Annotated in this window: 11 protein-coding genes; 4 read left to right on the plus strand and 7 right to left on the minus strand. The window is 66.9% G+C overall.

What is annotated here, in order from left to right:
• Positions 1-164 precede the first annotated feature (164 nt).
• The 5 genes from AAHM44_RS20555 to AAHM44_RS20575 all read right to left on the minus strand — a co-directional run bounded on the left by AAHM44_RS20555 (position 165) and on the right by AAHM44_RS20575 (position 10,769).
• Entirely contained in the window at positions 165-2,186 is a 2,022-nt protein-coding gene (locus tag AAHM44_RS20555) for a glycoside hydrolase family 97 protein (protein WP_342251143.1), read from the minus strand.
• Positions 2,187-2,209: 23 nt separating this feature from the next.
• On the minus strand, positions 2,210-3,805 hold the full coding sequence (locus AAHM44_RS20560; RefSeq protein WP_342251144.1) for a tryptophan 7-halogenase: 1,596 nt from the start codon (positions 3,803-3,805) through the stop codon (positions 2,210-2,212).
• On the minus strand, positions 3,802-5,349 hold the full coding sequence (locus AAHM44_RS20565; protein WP_342251145.1) for a tryptophan halogenase family protein: 1,548 nt from the start codon (positions 5,347-5,349) through the stop codon (positions 3,802-3,804). The genes AAHM44_RS20560 and AAHM44_RS20565 overlap by 4 nt, the downstream gene beginning before the upstream one ends.
• Before the next feature lie 60 nt (positions 5,350-5,409).
• Complete coding sequence (locus tag AAHM44_RS20570) at positions 5,410-8,757, minus strand: TonB-dependent receptor (RefSeq protein ID WP_269574515.1); 3,348 nt, start codon at positions 8,755-8,757, stop codon at positions 5,410-5,412.
• A 494-nt stretch (positions 8,758-9,251) separates the two neighbouring features.
• Positions 9,252-10,769, minus strand: a complete 1,518-nt coding sequence (locus tag AAHM44_RS20575) for an MFS transporter (RefSeq protein WP_342251146.1) — start codon at positions 10,767-10,769, stop codon at positions 9,252-9,254.
• A 58-nt stretch (positions 10,770-10,827) separates the two neighbouring features.
• Here AAHM44_RS20575 and AAHM44_RS20580 point away from each other — a divergent pair, with 58 nt between their 5' ends.
• Together AAHM44_RS20580 and AAHM44_RS20585 are read left to right on the plus strand one after the other, a co-directional pair.
• The gene (locus tag AAHM44_RS20580) at positions 10,828-11,841 is read left to right on the plus strand and encodes a LacI family DNA-binding transcriptional regulator (RefSeq protein ID WP_342251147.1); all 1,014 of its coding nucleotides are present in this window, start codon (positions 10,828-10,830) and stop codon (positions 11,839-11,841) included.
• Positions 11,842-12,000: 159 nt separating this feature from the next.
• Entirely contained in the window at positions 12,001-13,272 is a 1,272-nt protein-coding gene (locus tag AAHM44_RS20585; protein ID WP_446746012.1) for an MFS transporter, read from the plus strand.
• 126 nt (positions 13,273-13,398) lie between these two features.
• On the opposite strand, the gene AAHM44_RS20590 is transcribed toward AAHM44_RS20585, so the two are convergent.
• Both AAHM44_RS20590 and AAHM44_RS20595 read right to left on the minus strand, forming a co-directional pair.
• A complete protein-coding gene (locus AAHM44_RS20590; RefSeq protein ID WP_184169414.1) occupies positions 13,399-13,569 on the minus strand; it encodes a hypothetical protein in 171 nt (56 codons plus the stop codon).
• Positions 13,570-13,651: 82 nt separating this feature from the next.
• Positions 13,652-14,659: a LacI family DNA-binding transcriptional regulator gene (locus AAHM44_RS20595; RefSeq protein WP_184169416.1), complete on the minus strand. Its 1,008-nt coding sequence runs from the start codon at positions 14,657-14,659 to the stop codon at positions 13,652-13,654.
• A gap of 82 nt (positions 14,660-14,741) precedes the next feature.
• Between AAHM44_RS20595 and AAHM44_RS20600 the strand changes: the two genes are divergently transcribed.
• Both AAHM44_RS20600 and AAHM44_RS20605 read left to right on the plus strand, forming a co-directional pair.
• Entirely contained in the window at positions 14,742-15,500 is a 759-nt protein-coding gene (locus AAHM44_RS20600; RefSeq protein WP_342251148.1) for a kinase, read from the plus strand.
• 147 nt (positions 15,501-15,647) lie between these two features.
• A complete protein-coding gene (locus tag AAHM44_RS20605) occupies positions 15,648-16,607 on the plus strand; it encodes a helix-turn-helix transcriptional regulator (protein ID WP_269574510.1) in 960 nt (319 codons plus the stop codon).
• Positions 16,608-16,718 lie beyond the last annotated feature (111 nt).

Genomic DNA, 16,718 nt, shown 5'->3' on the forward strand with positions numbered 1-16,718 from the left:
CCCTCTCCACACCCCCCCCCCCCCCCCCCCCCCCCCCCCACACACCCCCCCCCCCCCCCCCCCCCCCCCCCCCCCCCCCCGCCCCAGGGTAACAGAGCGACACGGTAGAGAAACCCTGGGCCCCGGCTTTCGCCGGGGAACAGCATGGCGGGAAGCAGCGTAGCCTACTTCACCAGCTTGAACCGGATCGCCTGCCCGCCGCCCGGCGCCAGCGCCAGGTCGAGCGTATCGGCACTCGTCACCACCCGCTTCTCGATCGCATAGGCGACAGGCTTCTTCACATAGTCGGCGTCCGCCGCGTCACGGTAGATCTGCGCCTCGTAGCGCTTGCCCGGCGCCAGGAAGTCGAGCTTCACCGGCAGGGTCCGCGCTGTCTCGTCGGTGATCGCGCCGAGATACCAGTCCCCGCCCCCGCGCGGCTGGCGGGCGACGACGACATAGTCGCCGATCTCCGATGCCAGCGTCCGCGTCGTCTCCCAGTCGGTCGGCACGTCGCGGATGAACTGGAAGGCATCGAGATGCTTCTCGTAATTTTCGGGCAGGTCCGCCGCCATGTGGATCGGCGAATAGAGCACGACATATTCGGCGAGCTGTGCAGCGAGCGTCGACTGGTTGCGCTCCGTCAGCAGCGTCTTGCCATGCTCTAGGTCGAAGATGCCGGGCGTGAAGTCCATCGGCCCCGCGAGCATGCGGGTGAAGGGCAGGATCGTGAGATGCTCGGGCGGGTTGGTCGGGCGGCCCCAGGCGTTGAACTCCTGCCCGCGCGCGCCTTCGCGGCTCACCCAGTTGGGCCAGGTGCGGCGCAGGCCCGTGTCCTTGACCGGCTCATGCGTGTCCATGGTGATGTGGCGCTTGGCCGCAGCCTCGATCACCTTCAGGTGATGCTGGACCATGAACTGGCCGGCGAACCATTCCTTGCCACCCTCGCGATCGAGGATATCGCCCGAATGGCGGACATAGCCGGTCTTCACCGACGGCACGCCGACCTTGGCATAGAGGTCGAGCGCGTCCTCGAGCTGGTTCTCGTAGTTCACCACAGCGCCGGCAGTCTCGTGATGGCCGATCAGGTGAACGCCCTTCGACCTGGCATAGGCCGAGAGCATCGGCAGGTCGAAATCCGGGTACGACTTGGTGAAGCTGAACTTGTCGCCATTGGCGATCCACTCGCCGTCCCAGCCCTGGTTCCAGCCTTCGACGAGCACGCCGTCGAACCCGTATTTCGCGGCGAAATCGATGTAGCGCTTCACATTGTCGTTATTGGCGCCGTGGGTCGGGCCGCTGCCCCAGGTGGTGCGGTTGAGATGCATCTCCCACCAGACGCCGACATATTTGCCTGGCTTGAACCACTTCTGGATATCCGGAAGCTTGCTCGGCTCGTTGAGGTTGAGCTCGATCCGGCTGTCGGCCAGCGCGCCGGGCGTGGTGCCGATCAGGATCGTGCGCCACGGCGTGGAGAAGGGCCCGGTCTTCTTCGCGCCGACGCCGTCGGGCCAGGGCATCAGCCAGGCGGTAAGCGTGCCGGCGCCATTGCCCTGGAGCAGCATGCTCGGGAAATCGACCAGCGCCGCTTCGTGGAAGGACAAATACAGCCCGTTGTCGCCCTTCAGCGTCAGCGGGGTCTCGGCCAGGGTGATGCGGCGCGCGTCGGTCTGGGTGTAGAGATATTCGTCGCGCTCCTGGCCAAGCCCTTCATACCACCAGGCCTGGTACGCGCCCTTCGTGCGGAACTGGGTGCGATCGGCGGTGACGCCGACCTGCTCGCCCGCCGGAATGCCGGCATAGGAATAGCGGAAACCTACCCCGTCATCGAAGATGCGGAAGGTGACCTGCATCGCCTTGTTGAGCGCGGTGTCCCCCGTGATCGTCACCGCCAGCTCGCTGTGATTGTCGCGGACCAGCCGCTGCTCGCCCCAGGGCTGCTCCCAATTGCTGTCCGAGGCCGAGCGGCGGGCATCGGTGATCGCACTGTAGCGCGCCGCCGGTTCGCCGGCGAAGCTGAGGCCCAGCGCGGAGGGCGCGATCACCACCGTGTCGCCGCGCTTCACTTCGTAGAGCGCCTGCCCGCCTTCGACCGAAACACAGACTTCGAGCGTCTTGCCCGGCGACTGGGCGCATTCCCGATCCGCCGCAAAGGCAGTGCCGGGAAGCGCAAGGGCAAGCAGGGTCACGAGGGTACGAGAGGTCATTCGGGGTCTTTCCTGTGGGGAAGTCATGATTGGGGAGCGGCGAGCCGGGCCAGCCAGGCGTCCTGCATGGGCTGGCGCAGCACCTGCTCGCGAACGAAGCCGAGCATGTGGCGGAACTGCGCCTTCACTTCCTCGGGCGGGACGCGATCGATCGCCGGCGGCCAGCTTTCGGGTTCGACGCCGTGGCCGAGGAACAGCGCGCGCCAGCTGTCGGGCGGGAGGTTCTCCTCCTCGAACGGCGCCAGTTCGCCACGGGCGCGGAACAGCGCGATGGCATGGGCGAGATCGGGCGACACCTCGCACGCGCCCTGCCAGAAGGGGCCGGCATAGCGGGCGAGCGCATAATGCGCGGACTGGAAGTCGCGCAGCCGGTCGAGCGCTTCCGTGGTGGCGCGGTTATAGGCGTCGCGCTCGGCAGCGAAACCGGCACTGGCCGGGAAGTCGGCGAGGAGCTGGACCAGGCTAACCTGCAGGCCGAGCAGGTCGAGGCCGTGAACCGGATCGAAACGTGCGCCGAGGGTGACCTGGTTGCCGGTCCAGGGTTGCGCGGGGCGCCCCGGATCGAGCGTGCGGATCACGGCGCCGGTGAGCGGCAGGCCGGCGGCTGTGGTCGCGGCGGCCAGCGCTTCGTCGTCACTGGCGTGCGCGCTCGACCAGACATGGGTGACGAAGGTCGCCGGGCGGCTCGGGTGGAGCGCGGTCCAGCCGGTGGGACCGGCTCGGTTCTCGGCATAGACCGGGAGATTGGCGAAGGCCGGGCCGGCGGCGGTCAGCACGCGGTCCGCAGGGAAATGCGCACGCCAGCTCAGGAAATCCGTGTCGAGCGCGCCGCCGGCATCGACGAACAGATCGCCCGTGAGCCGCCGTCCCTCGCCGAGATCGAGCGCGGTAATCGTCTCGCCCTGTCGTGCAGGGGTTACCGCGTCGGCGGCATGTACAATGACGCCGTGGCGGATCGCCGTCTCGCGCAGCAGCCGGGCATAGGCGGTCGCCGGCAGGTGATAGCCATAGTCGCAGCGGCCGTAGCTCGCGCTCTGGTCGTCAGGCAGCATCAACCGCCCGTGTCGCGCAGCGGCGGCAGTGAGCGAGAAGTCGTCGAGCGGGACGCTCAGGCCATAGGCGCGTGCCTTGACCCAATGGGGGAAGAATTCGTCCTCGCCGATCCGGGTGCCGGCGGAGCCATAGGCGTGGAGGAAGGCGGGTTGCGACTGTGCCCCTACCGCTTCCGAAGCTGATCCCCGGCGAAGGCCGGGGCCCAGGTTCGACGCAACCTCGGCGGCGCTTGCCCTCTCCTCCAAACCGCTTGCAGCTGGGCCACGGCCTTCGCCGGGGATCTGGTTGGGCTCTATTGCGCTGGGCTCAAGCTCCACAAAATTCTGCCCAAGCGTCAGGCTTCCCCCCGTAGCCCGCAGCACCCCAGCCTCATCGATACGAAGCTGGCTATGCACCGCCTCCAGCGCCGGGAAGGTGGCGTAGAAATCCACCGGCGCCAGCCCGCTCGGCAGCTCCACCGCCTCCACCCGAACACCCGAAGCCCCAAGCGCCCGCGCCAACGCAGCCGCCGCCAGCCAGAGCGGCGCATCCCGCCCTACAACGACAACGGTGAACGCCCCGCTCATGCGACCACCGCCACTTCCCCCGCCGGGCAATAGCCGGCCAGGAAATCGGCATGCGCTGGCAACGCCGCGGCGTTGCTGGCGATCCGTTCGCGCAGATCGGAGAGGCGCTCTGCCACCTGATCGAGCGGCGCGCGGTCGGCCTGACGATCCCAGGCCTGGGGCATGATCCCCTGCCCCATCAGCACCGCCAGCCAGCTGTCGCGCGAGAACAGGCCAAGCTTGTAGTCGGGCGCGCGGCCGCTGGAGCGGAAGAGATCGATCTTGTGGGCCAGGCTGTCCGGCAACGCCATGTTCCGCACATGATCCCAGAGCGGTTCGCCGTGGCGCGCGTTGGCGGTGTAATGGAGCACGAGGAAATCGCGGGTCCGGTCGTAATGGATCGCGAACAGCCGGTTGAACTCGGCGGCCAGGCGCGGACCGATCGCGCCGCCGGGCCGGGGCATCAGCTTCGCCAGGTCGGTTACCGCCGCCTGGATCAGGAAGATGCTGGTCGATTCCAGCGGCTCGAGAAAGCCCGAGGACAGCCCGACCGCGACGACATTGCCTTCCCAGCCACGCTCCCGCCGCCCAGCCTGGAAGCGCAGCACACGCGGCTCGGCAAGCGGGGTGCCGTCGATCGCGCCGAGCAGCGTCTCGCGCGTCTGATCTTCCGAGCAGAAAGCGCTGGAGAAGACATAGCCATTACCGATCCGATGCTGGAGCGGGATGCGCCAGGTCCAGCCGCCGGTCTGGGCCGTCGAGCGCGTGAAAGGCGTGATGCCGGCCACGCTGGCGCACGGCACCGCCATGGCGCGGTCGCAGGGCAGCCATTCGCTCCAGTCCTGCCACGCCACGCCCATATTCTGCCCGAGCAGCAGCGAACGGAAGCCGGAGCAGTCGATGAACAGGTCGCCTTCGATCCGCGCACCCGATTCGAGCGAGACGCTCTCGACGAGCCCGGTCTCGGCGCCGCGCAAGACCTCGACGATCTTGCCCTCGATCCGCTGCACGCCGCGCTGCGTCGCCCAGCCACGCAGATACCGGGCGTAGAGCCCCGCATCGAAATGATAGGCGTAGGAGAAGGTCGAGCGGATCGAGCGCGGGTCCGGATCGGGCATGTCGAACACGCCTTCGCGGCACATCGCGGCGGCGAAGCTGTGCTCGGCGAATTCGCCAACCGGCTTGCCCGCCGCTTTCGCCCGCAGCCAGTGGTGCTGGAAGTCGAGCCCGCCCCAGCGTTCGCCGAACGTGCCGAAGGGGTGGACATAGCGCCCCCCGGGCCTGTCCCAGCCGACGAACTCGATGCCCAGCTTGAAGCTGCCCTGGGTGGCGGCCATGAACTCGGCCTCGTCGAGCCCGAGCATCGCGTTGAACTCGCGGATATGCGGCAGCGTCGCTTCGCCGACGCCCACCGTGCCGATCTCGTCGGACTCGATCAGGGTCAGCGCATAATCTGTCTCCGGCAGCAAGCGCGCCAGCCCGGCCGCGCACATCCAGCCCGCGGTCCCGCCGCCGACGATGACGACGCGCAGGGGCGCCGCGGATGTGCTCGAACTGGGCTGCATGCAATTCGCTCCCGAAAGAAATGGCGCCGCCGAATGAAGGAACGGCGGCGCCGAGGGGAGTTAGAACTTGAACCGGGCGCCGAACTGGAAGCGGCGATCGACCCGGCTCCAGTTTGCGTCGCGGTAGACAGGCTTGGCGCCGGGCGTCTTGCTCGTGTCGCCGAAGATCTGCTGCTGGAACACGCTGGTGGTGCCGAGCAGGTTCGATCCTTCGACCGACAGCTCGACCCATTTCGCCAGCGAGAAGCGCAGCGAGCCGTCGAGGAACCCGGCCGCCTTCTGGAACACCGGCAGGCCGATGCAGCAGTCGAGATTGTCGGTGAGGAAGCGCGAGCGCCAGTTATAGGCGACTCGCATCGCTATCGGGCCCTTTTCGTAGAGCATCACCGCGTTGAACGTGTGCTTGGAGATGCCCGCCAGCTGGTGCGAGTCCATCACCACGCCGCGCCCGCCCGACGTGTCGAGGCCCGCGCCGAAGCCGCCGGTGCCGCCCGAGTCCAGCGCGCCCGCCGTCACCAGGTTCGAGTTGTTGATGCCCGACTGGTCGACGAACGTGTAGTTCAGCTGCGTACCAAGCCCGCTAAGCGCGCCGGGCAGGAAGTCGAAGAAAGTCTGGAAGGCAACTTCGAATCCCTTGAGCGTCCCCCCATCCTCGCCGTTGCGCGGGCCGCGCATCAGCACGGTCTGGGTCGAGTTGTTGTTGGTGAAGCTGCGATAGAACTCACCGTACGAGATGCTCGAATTGAGCTTCTTGTAGAAGCCGTCGATCGTGAACGAGCTGCTGCGGCCGAAATAATGCTCAAAGGTCAGGTCGAACTGGTCGGCCGTGATCGGCTTGAGCGCCGGGAAGCCCGATTCCGCGCGGAACACGAAGTTGTAGCCGGTGACCGTGCCCGCGCCGTTGCGGACGAGGTAGGGCGAGGTCGCCGAACCGTCGAGGATCGGTCCCTGGATCGAGACGAAGTTGCGCAACAGGCCGAAGTCCGGCCGCGACATGCCCCGCGAATAGCCGAAGCGGATGAAGCTCTTGTCGTCGAGGCCCAGCCGCAGATTGAAGCTCGGCAGCCAGTTGTCATAGCTGGCCTCATAGGTGTTCGCCGTGCCGCCGCCGCTGGCGAAGGCCGCCACGGCCGGCGTGACGAAGCACATCGGGTTGACGATCCAGGTGGCTGGCAGCGTCGAGCCGCAGGGCTGGTAGTTGGTGAAGGTGGTGGTCAGCGGATAGCCGACGCTGCCGTCGGAATCGATGCTGGTGCGGACATAGCGCAGGCCGATATTGCCGCGGATATTCACCCCGCCGATATTCGCATTGTCGCCGCCGAAGCGCAGCATCGCATAGGCCGCGGTGGTCTTCTCCTTGACGTGCATCACCTCGGACGGGAGGTAGCAGCCCTCGACCGTGGCATCGGCGCGGTCGCAGATCGGCTCCCAGCCCATCGGCGAACCGGTGGTCGAGCCGCTGACGCCCTGCACCAGCCGCGCGCGGTCCATCAGCGTGGCGCGGTTCATGTAGACCAGCGCCGGGTTGTCGTAGACGCCGCCATCGTAGAAGCCGTCGCCGAGCGTGACCGACTCCCACATGCCCGGGCCATAGCCCTTGAACGCCGGGTGGCCGGCGTTGCAGCTCGGATAGGCACCGCCCGTGGTGTTGTCGATATTGAAGCCCGGGCCGTTGCAGTTCCACGACGCCGCGACCGGCGACCAGTTGAAGGTCGAGTAGCGCACCGTCTGCGCGCGATCGGCATAGCGAACGCCTACCTTCAGCGAGTCCAGCCAGCCGCCCTCGTCGAAATCATAGCCGATATCGCCGCGGAACGCGGTCTCCTTGGCGTCATTGTCCTCCATGTGCGCCTGGACGAACGGCATCCAGTAATTGTGCGGGTTGGAGAGGCCGCCGGCGGCGTAGTTCACGTTCGAGCCCGGCAGCAGCTTCACATTGGGCGTGCCGTCCTTGTTCGTGCTGTACTGCACATTGGCCATCGAGCCGACGGCGACGAGGATGTCGTCATTGGTGGTGTTGGCCCAGATATGCTGCACGTCGAGGTTGACGTGGAGCTTCTCGGTCACGTCCCAGCTGATGTTGCCCGACAGGTCCTGGGTTCGCTCGCGGTGATCGAAGTTGCGCGCCTCGTTCTGGAAATAGAGGCCGTCCTGCAGCGTCGAGCAGACCGAAGGCGCCGCGCAATTGTTGACGAAGGGCTGGCCCGGCACGGCCGAACCGGTGTTGATCGCTTCCTGGGTGCTGTCCCAGCTGCCGCGCCAGCTGCCATGCGCCTGGGTCAGCGTGCCCGACTGGAGCATGCCGTCCGGCCCGAAGACGAAGGCCGAGGTGCCCGGCGCCCGGCCGAGAACCGTGGTGGCGCGCGGGTTGAACGCCGGGGTGCCGAAGTAATTGCCGTCCAGGATCACGTGGCTGGCCCGCTCGAGCCAGGCATTGTGATACTCGCTGTCGTTATACTGGGCCGACATGCGGAAATTGCCCGCATTGTTCTCGTACTGCGCCGCCGCCGAGATGCCGCGCCGGGTGCGGTCGTAATCGACCTGCGAATAGCGGATGCCGTCGGGAATATAGGCCCAGCCGGTGCCGCCGAACGGATTGGCGGAGCAGTTCACGGTGCCGTTGGTCAGCACACCATTGCCCTGCGCATTGGTCGCGCCGGCCGAGCAATAGGTATCGATCTTGTCCATGATCACGTTTTCGGTGCGCGTCACGACATGGCTGCGGGCGAAATTGGCCATCAGGCCGAAGCGGCCGATCGCGGTGTCCCAGGTGTTCGAGATCAGGCCCGAGAACTCGCCGGTCCACTCCTTCGAACGGGTGCCATAGCTCGCCTTGGCGTTGCCGGCGACGACCAGCCCCTTCTGGTCGAACGGCAGGCGGGTGCGCAGATTGACCGTGCCGGCCAGGCCGCCTTCGATCATCTCGGCCGTCTGGTTCTTGTAGGCATCGACGCCGGCCATCAGCTCGGGCGAGATGTCGTTGAAGTTGAGCCCGCGATTGGCATCGGCCGAGAAGCTGTCGCGCCCGTTGAACTCGGTGCGGACGAAGGTGAGGCCGCGGATCAGCACCGCGGTCGGCTCGCCCGAGGGGTGGGTCGAGTCCCCGGCTGCCTGCAGGCGCGAGGTGGTGATGCCCGGCACGCGCTGGAGCGCGCCCGCCACCGAGGTGTCCGGGAAGGCGCCGATATCCGTCGCGGTGATCGAGTCGACCACCGTGTCGGAATCGCGCTTGATCGTCTGCGCGCTTTCCAGTGCCTTGCGGACGCCGACGACGACGATCGCGCCGCTATCGTCCTCCTGGGTGGCTTCGGGTGCCGAGGCGGTCTGCGCCTGGGCAATGCCGGCCAGGCCCATCAGGGCTACGGCCGCCAGCGAGGCGCCGCCCCGCAACAAAGTGATCTGCTTCATCTTTCCTCCCTCCGTCGCGCCTTTGCGGCGCTGTTGCACGCGCGGCACCACGGGGCCCCCGCCCCGCAGCGTCGCTTCAGATTCCAATTCGGTGCTTCAAGGCGCGGATGCGCGAAACGCGCGCAGGGCAAGGCCCGACGCTGTCGCGCATGATCGCAAGCCGGCTATGCCGCGCTTCCCCCAAGACACCCTCCATTGTGCCGCCCCCGCTCTCCGGCGGGACCATCCACTCGCGAGCCGCCCGGCCCGGGAAGCTCTTTGCGTAACTTTGCGTAAATTGAGCAAAGCCGCAAGAGGGAAATTTTGCAGAATATTTCTGCCGATATCTTATTATTAAATAACAGTTTTATGCGGATTATCGGTGGGGCGCGCACGAATTTCCGCAGCAGCGAACGAGTCGCGCGATGCAATTTTGCCTTGCAATCAATGCAAATTTTGCACAACCTCGCGCAGCAATGCGAAGCACTGCAAAGCCTTGCGCCCGTGAGGGGCTGTCACCGGGAGCCGGTATCGGCGCTGCGTGGAAGCGTGAGCGCGAAGCCTGCCGCGACCAGCAGCGCCGCGGCGGCGAGGAGGAGCGCGTATTCGGCCTGCCCGTGGAAGACGCGGCCGACCAGCGGCCCGAGCATCGTCGAGGCGACGAGCTGGGGAATCACCAGGAACATGTTGTGGATGCCCATATAGACGCCGGCCTTGCCCGGCGGCACGCTGCCGGCGAGCATGGCATAGGGCATCGACATGATCGCCGCCCAGGCGAGCCCCACTCCGATCGTCGGCAGCCACAAAGCCACCGGATCGCCGACGAGAAGGAAACCGACCAGCCCCGCCGCGCCGAAGCACAGGCACAGCGCATGCGTCAGCCGCCGGCCGAGCCGCTCACCGATGCCGGGCAGCAGCAACGCGCCCAGCGCCGCGACGCCGTTATAGCCGGCGAACAGCACCCCGACCCAGTCGGCCGCTTCATTGTAGCCCGGCGAGGCCGGATCGACGGTGCCGTAATGCCGGAGCGCCAGCGCGGGTACGGTGTAGATCCACATCGCGAACAGGCCGTACCAGGTAAAGAACTGGACCACCGCCAGCCGCTTGAGCACCGGCGGCATCGACCGGATGTCCTCGACGATCTCGAGCATCCCGATCGAGCTTCGGCCGAGCCGTCGGAGGCGGACGACCACGGCCTGGAGCAGCCCGAACAGGAAGCAGATGCCGGCGATGACATAGATCTCGCGCTTCCATCCGGCGAGCGCGGCAGCCCCGGCGACCCCCGCCCCGGCCAGCATCCAGCCGATACCGTGGCGCACCAGCGAAGCCGCGCGCTCGGGCGACAGCGTCACCGGCGGCATCGCTTCCTCGGGCAGCCGCGTCGGCGCCGGGCATTCGGGGGTGGTGACGATCGTCCAGCTCACCGCCACCAGCAGGCAGACGCCGCCGATATAGAAGGCGCTTCGCACCGATTGCGGCAGCAGATGCGGCTCGGGCTGGCCGCTCAGCCCTGCCCAATGGACCAGCATCCAGGGCAGTGCGGAAGCGAATACCGCGCCGATGCCGATGAAGAACACCTGCATCGCGAAGCCGGCGGTGCGCTGGCTCTCGGGCACCCGGTCCGCCACCAGCGCGCGGAACGGCTCCATCGCGATGTTGATCGATGCGGTGAGCACCCAGAGCATCAGGCTCGCCGCCCACAGGCTGGTGGCATTGGGCATCAGGAACAGCGCCAGCGCGGTGCAGACCGCACCGGCCAGGATATAGGGGCGCCGCCGGCCGAGCGGGCCGCGGGTGCGATCGCTCAGATGGCCGATGATCGGCTGGACGAGCAGCCCGGTCGCCGGGCCCGCGATCCACAATATCGCAAGGTCGTCGAGCTCGGCGCCGAGCGTCTGGAAGATGCGGCTGGTGTTTACGTTCTGCAGGCCCCAGACAATCTGGATGCCCAGCAGGCCGAAGCACATGTTCCAGATCTGCAACAGGCTGAGCCGCGTGACACGCGGCGCGGCGCCCGCGTCGCCAGCTTGCAATGCTCCCCCCTCACCGTTCTAATCTGGCCGTATTCGGCTCTCCTCAAGCTTGGGCACAATGGGCAGTAGTAGCAACAACAATACGACGCTGGAGGATCTGGCGAAGCTGGCCGGCGTGTCGATCTCGACCGTCTCGCGGGCACTCAACGATCATCCGCTGATCAGCGCGCGCACCAAGCAGAAGATCTGGGCGCTGGCACGCGACCATGATTATCCCTTCCGCCCCTATATGCCGGCCGCGCCGGTGGGGGCCGAGGGGACGATCGTGATCGTCACGCCGTTCATGCGCGGCCGGCCGCTGCCGCTCTCGCACCCGTTCTTCCTCGAGCTGCTCGCCAGCATCGGCGAGGCGGCGCGCGCCCGCGACTGCGACTTCACGGTGAGCCACACCACGCCCGCCAATTATGACGATCTCGTCGGCACCACCACGACCAGCCGGGCGAGCGGGGTGATCTTTCTCGGCCAGTCGATGCTGCACGACGCGTTCAACCAGCTCACCCAGACCAGCGCCAATTTCGTGGTGTGGGGCGCGCAGATGGCCGGGCAGCTCTATTGCTCGATCGGATCGGACAACCAGCTGGGCGGCAGGCGGGCGACCGCGCATCTCGCCCGGCTTGGCCGCAAGGCGATCCTGTTCCTGGGCGGCACCGATCCGGAATCGATGCAGCGCAAGCGCGGCTATGACGAGGCACTGCGCGAAGCCGGGATCGCGGCCGATCCCAAGCTGGTGGTGCCGGTCGATTTCGAGCTCGAATCGGCCGACGCGGCGGTGAGCCGGCTCTTGCGGCGACACGTCCATTTCGACGGCATCGTTGCTTCGTCGGATCTGATCGCCCTGGGCGCCATCCGCGCGTTGCGCCGCGCCGGCGTATCGGTGCCGGGCGACGTATCGGTGATGGGCTATGACGACATGCTGCTCGCCCGGCTCTCCACCCCGGCGCTCAGCACGATCCGCCAGGACACGTTCGAGGCCGGCCGCCAGCTTGTCTCGCGCATCCTCGACCCTTCCCCCGATCCCAGCGCCGAGCGGCTGCCGACGGACCTGATCGTGCGGGAGTCATGCGGGGCGTAATCCAGTGAATTCCCCTCCCTGGAAGGGAGGGGAGCAGAGGGGAAACCGATTAACCGATTGCCGCCATGCATGCCGCTCGGCTATGCCCGCCCCAGATACAGCGGAAAATCCGCAACCAGAGGTGAAAGTTAGCTTATGCATGGTGCGGCGCTCGGTTTGATGCGGGAGCGCCGGTTCCTGCCGCTCTTCGTCACCCAGTTTCTCGGCGCGTTCAACGACAATCTGTTCAAGAACGCGATGATCTTCTTCGCGACCTATCAGATCTTCAATTCGGTCGAGGACGAGACCCGGTTCAGCGCAATCGCGACGGGCATCTTCATCCTGCCCTTCTTCCTCTTCTCCGCGCTCGCCGGCCAACTCGCCGACAGCTACGACAAGGCGAAGATCATGCGGATCATCAAGGCCGCCGAGATCGGGATCATGCTGGTCGGCGCCTCGGGCATCTTCCTCAAGAATCTCGAGCTGATGCTGGTCGCACTGGTCGGCATGGGCGTGCACTCGGCGTTCTTCGGCCCGATCAAGTACGCGATCCTGCCGCAGCATCTGAAGGAAGACGAAGTGCTGGGCGGCACCGGCATGGTCGAGGCCGGCACCTATATCGCGATCCTGTGCGGCACCATTGCCGGCGGCGTGATCAGCGCGAAGGCCGCGGCCTTCGCCGTGATCGGCGTGGCGCTTGTCGGCTGGCTGGCCTCGCAGCGCATCCCCTCCGCCCCGCCGCTGACCAAGCTCAAGATCGACTACAACATCTTCCGCGCCTCGTGGCGGCTGATCTCGGCGACGATGCACATCCGCCGGCTCTATCTCGCGATCATCGCGATCAGCGTGTTCTGGACGATCGCCGCGGTGCTCGGCGTGCTGTTCCCGCCGCTGGTGAAGAACGTGTTCCACGCCCAGAAGGACGTGGCGAGCGTGTTCCTCGGCATCTTCTCGGTGGGCATCGCGATCGGATCGGTGATCATCAACCGGCTGCTCAAGGGCCATGTCTCGGCCAAATATGCCGTGCGCTCGGTCCTCTCGATGATGCTCTTCGTGATCTGCTTCTACCTCACCGCGCGCTTCTGGCCGGTGCATGAGGGTCCGCTGCTCAAGACCGCCGAGTTCCTGTCGATGCCGATCGGCTGGGCGGTGCTGGGCACGCTGCTTGCGATCGCGACCACCGGCGGCATGTTCGTGGTGCCGCTCTACGCCTTCCTCACCACCACCGTCGAGAAGTCGCAGACCGCGCGGACCGTTGCGGCGAACAACATCGTCAATTCGGGCTTCATGGTGTTCGGATCGGTCGGCATCTTCGGGGTGAGCAAGATCCCCGGGGTCGGCGTGGCCGAATGCGTCCTGGTCGTGGTGCTGCTCTGCCTCGCCTCGGCCTGGTGCGCCAATCGCCTCTACAAGGCCGAGGACACACCCCACGCGCCGGACGTGCTGCCGTAAAGGGGCGGACGACCACCCTGCCTTTATCCTTCGTCACCCTGAACTTGTTTCAGAGTCCAACCCTCCACCAAGGATATCCCTCGTGGTGCCCTGGATGCTGAAACAGGTTCAGCATGACGAAGCGTTTCAGGCGATGAACGTGAAGAAGCAGACGAAGAAGGCAGTGAAGCTCAATGCGAAAAGCTTCACGTCGCTGTCGTCGCGCAGCTGGCGTTGCTGGGCCACCGCGCGGCGGACATAGCGGCGGAACGGATGGCGGCGGGGGGCATAGCCCTCAAGGACGAGCTGGCGTTGCATGGCCAGCAGTTAACGACTTCTTAACTTTTGCCGCCAGCGCCGTGTTTGGTTAACCCCTGTCCGGCTGCGGGACAGCTATTGGTTACCGGGACACCGGCCCGGTGCTCGCCCGTATCATCAGCTTGTGCTCCAGCGTCACCCGCGGCTGCGGCGCCGTCCCGGAAAGGATCAGCTCGGCCGCGGCGGCGGCAAGCTCGTGCACCGGCTGGCGGATCGTGGTCAGCGGTGGCCACACCGCGCGCGCCAGGTCCGAATCGTCGAAGCCGGCGATCGACAGCTGGCCCGGCACGTCGATGTCGCTCTCATGCGCCACCGCGAGCGCGCCCGCCGCCATGTCGTCATTGCCGGCGAAGATCGCGGTCGGCCGGTCCTTGAGCGCCAGCAGCTCGCGCGCGGCGGCCGCGCCCGAGGCGAAGTCGTTCTCCGCCGCCACCACCAGCGCCGGATCGAAGGCGATGCCATGCGCCTCGAGCTCGGCCTTGTACCCCGCCAGGCGATCGGCCGACGAGGCGTGGCTCTCGAGGCCGCGGATCATCGCGATCCGGCGATGACCGAGCCCGATCAGGTGCGCGGTCATCTCGCGCGCGGCGGCGACGTCGTCCATCGCGGTCGACATGCCCGCGTCCTGGCGGATGCCCGGCGCGATCCGCGCATAGGGCAGCCCGCGCCGGTCGAGCTCGTCGAGCAGCGCCGTCGCCTCGGTTACCGGCGGCGAGAGGATCAGCCCGTCGAGATGCGTCTCGTCGATCAGCGCCAGCACGTTGGAGACCAGGTCCGGCGACTGGCTGTCGATCGGCTGGAGCAGCAGCCGGTAGCCCAGCTCGGTGCAGCGCTGCTGCGCGCCGGTCTGGACGTGATAGATGTAATAGGGGCTGGGATTGTCGTAGAGCAGCCCGACCTGGAACGACTTGCGCCCGGCCAGCGTGCGCGCCGCATGGCTTGGCCGGAAGTTGAGCCGTGCCACGACTTCCTCGACGCGGCGGCGCGTCTCTTCGCTGACATGCTTCTCGTTGTTGAGCACCCGGCTGACGGTCTTGAACGACACGCCTGCGATCTTCGAGACTTCCTTGATCGTCGGACGACTGGACACAAGTTTTCCCCGCCGGGAAGGGCCCCGGCCCGCACCAGCCTTATTTGACAGCGCTGGCAGAGCGCAAGCACAGATGCAGCCGATGGCCGCGCCCCCGCCCCTTCCAGCCGCCGAGTGGATCGCCGAACGGCTCCGCCCCGGCACACGCCGCCCCTTCGTGCTGGGCATCGCCGGCGCGCAGGGCAGCGGCAAGAGCACGATCGCCCGCGCGCTGGCCGAGCGCTTCGCCTGCCCGGTACTGTCGCTCGACGACCTCTATCTGGACGGCGCCGCGCGCCGACACCTTGCCGAGACCGTCCACCCGCTGCTGCGCACCCGCGGCGTGCCCGGCACGCATGACGTCGCCGCCGGCCTTGCCGCGATCGAGGCGCTGGCGCATGGCCCCGCCCTGCTTCCCCGCTTCGACAAGGCCCGCGACGAGCCCGGCGCGCCCGAGCAGGTCCCCGGTCCGGCCGGGATGCTGATCCTCGAAGGCTGGTGCCTCGGCGCCCGCCCGCAAGGCGAGGCGGAACTTGACGAGCCGGTCAACGATCTCGAGCGCACCCAAGACCCCGACGGACGCTGGCGCCGCTGGGTCAACGCCCGGCTCGCCGGCCCCTATCAGGCACTATGGGCGCGGATCGACCAGCTGGTGTTCCTGCAGGCGCCCGGCTTCGAGATCGTCGCCGACTGGCGGATCGAGCAGGAGCGCAAGGCCGGCGGCCCGATGAGCGATGCCGAAGTCCGCCGCTTCGTCCAATATTATGAGCGGCTGACCCGCCACATGCTGCGCCACGGCGGGGCGTGGGCGGACCTTACGCTACGGCTCGACGCCGACCGCAGGCCCGATTTCGTAACCTAGATCAATCCCAACATGAAATTTGCGTAATATCGGGACTCTTCCCTCAGAATCTGCGTGCGCGTGAATGTTTCCGTCTATATTGGAAGCGGAGCTAACCGTCCGGAATCGAATAGAAACCACGGAAACAAAGAAACTCGGGGGTGTAGTTTGGCGTCGCAACCTGTTCGCGTACACCGTTACACGACCGCCCAGATCGACGCCAAGGATCGCCACGAAGTGTGGCTGAGCCATTGGCCGGGCATGACGCCGCTCTACCATACCGAGCCGCTCGAGCAGTTCCGCATCTCCAGCAGCATCGCCCAGCTCGGCGAGATCGCGCTGGTGTTCACCGACATCTCGGCACAGCGCTGGCGCCGCGACAAGCGGCTGGTCGACATGGGCAACGACTCCATGGCGCTGACCGTCAACCTCGACGGCAAGGCGGCGGGCGTGGTCGGCAAGCAGGCACAGGACTGGGTGCAGATGCCCGGCTCGGCGGTCATCGTCGATCGCCAGCAGACCTCGATCCATGATTCCGCCGGCGGGCGCAGCATCTCGCTCAGCGTGCCGCGCCATCTGGCGATAGAGGCGGGGCTCGATGTCGCCAGCCTGCACGGCACGGTGCTCAATCCCGCCGAGATCGCGATGTTCACCTCGCACGCGATGCAGATACGCGAAGCCCTGCCCCGCTTCAGCGAGGAAGACGCGCCCAGGCTGGGCAAGTCGATGCTCGACGTGCTGGTGCTCGCGCTGAAGGGCGCCAGCCGCACCGAGGCGCCGGGCTTCCGCGAGGATCCCGCGACCCTGGTGCTGCGCGCACGGAACGAGGTCCAGGCGCATCTCGGTTCGCCCAGCCTGACCGTCAACAATCTCTGCCGCAAGCTGGGCGTGTCGCGCAGCACCCTGCACCGCTTGTTCGAAGCCGGCGGTGGCGTGCAGGCCTATATCCGCGACATGCGGCTGGAGGCCGCGCGCCAGGCACTGCTCAACCCCGAGAACCTCGAGCGGATCGGCGATCTCGCCGAGCGGCTCGGCTTCAGCGACGCCGCGCATCTGAGCCGGCTGTTCAAGGCGCGCTTCGGCGAAACCCCCAGCGATTGCCGTGCAAGGGCCGCGCTAACCCGTTGATGTCCCAAAGCGGGAGTTGTCCTCCCGTGCGACATCGGTCCAAATCGGTGAGACGGCTGTTCAACAGCAAAACCCCCATCTGGGACTAAGGGATTTCCCTATGTCTGCCGT

Origin of the sequence: Sphingomonas sp. OTU376 (assembly GCF_038440415.1) — a bacterium.
GTDB classification, from domain to species: domain Bacteria; phylum Pseudomonadota; class Alphaproteobacteria; order Sphingomonadales; family Sphingomonadaceae; genus Sphingomonas; species Sphingomonas kyeonggiensis_A.

Bases quoted from the DNA above. Each gene is read 5' to 3' on its own strand.
- AAHM44_RS20570 (WP_269574515.1), bottom strand. From the start codon at position 8,757: ATGAAGCAGATCACTTTGTTGCGGGGCGGCGCCTCGCTGGCGGCCGTA.
- AAHM44_RS20585 (WP_446746012.1), top strand. From the start codon at position 12,001: ATGCGGGAGCGCCGGTTCCTGCCGCTCTTCGTCACCCAGTTTCTCGGC.
- AAHM44_RS20565 (WP_342251145.1), bottom strand. From the start codon at position 5,349: ATGCAGCCCAGTTCGAGCACATCCGCGGCGCCCCTGCGCGTCGTCATC.
- AAHM44_RS20600 (WP_342251148.1), top strand. From the start codon at position 14,742: ATGGCCGCGCCCCCGCCCCTTCCAGCCGCCGAGTGGATCGCCGAACGG.
- AAHM44_RS20560 (WP_342251144.1), bottom strand. From the start codon at position 3,805: ATGAGCGGGGCGTTCACCGTTGTCGTTGTAGGGCGGGATGCGCCGCTC.
- AAHM44_RS20580 (WP_342251147.1), top strand. From the start codon at position 10,828: ATGGGCAGTAGTAGCAACAACAATACGACGCTGGAGGATCTGGCGAAG.
- AAHM44_RS20590 (WP_184169414.1), bottom strand. From the start codon at position 13,569: ATGCAACGCCAGCTCGTCCTTGAGGGCTATGCCCCCCGCCGCCATCCG.
- AAHM44_RS20555 (WP_342251143.1), bottom strand. From the start codon at position 2,186: ATGACCTCTCGTACCCTCGTGACCCTGCTTGCCCTTGCGCTTCCCGGC.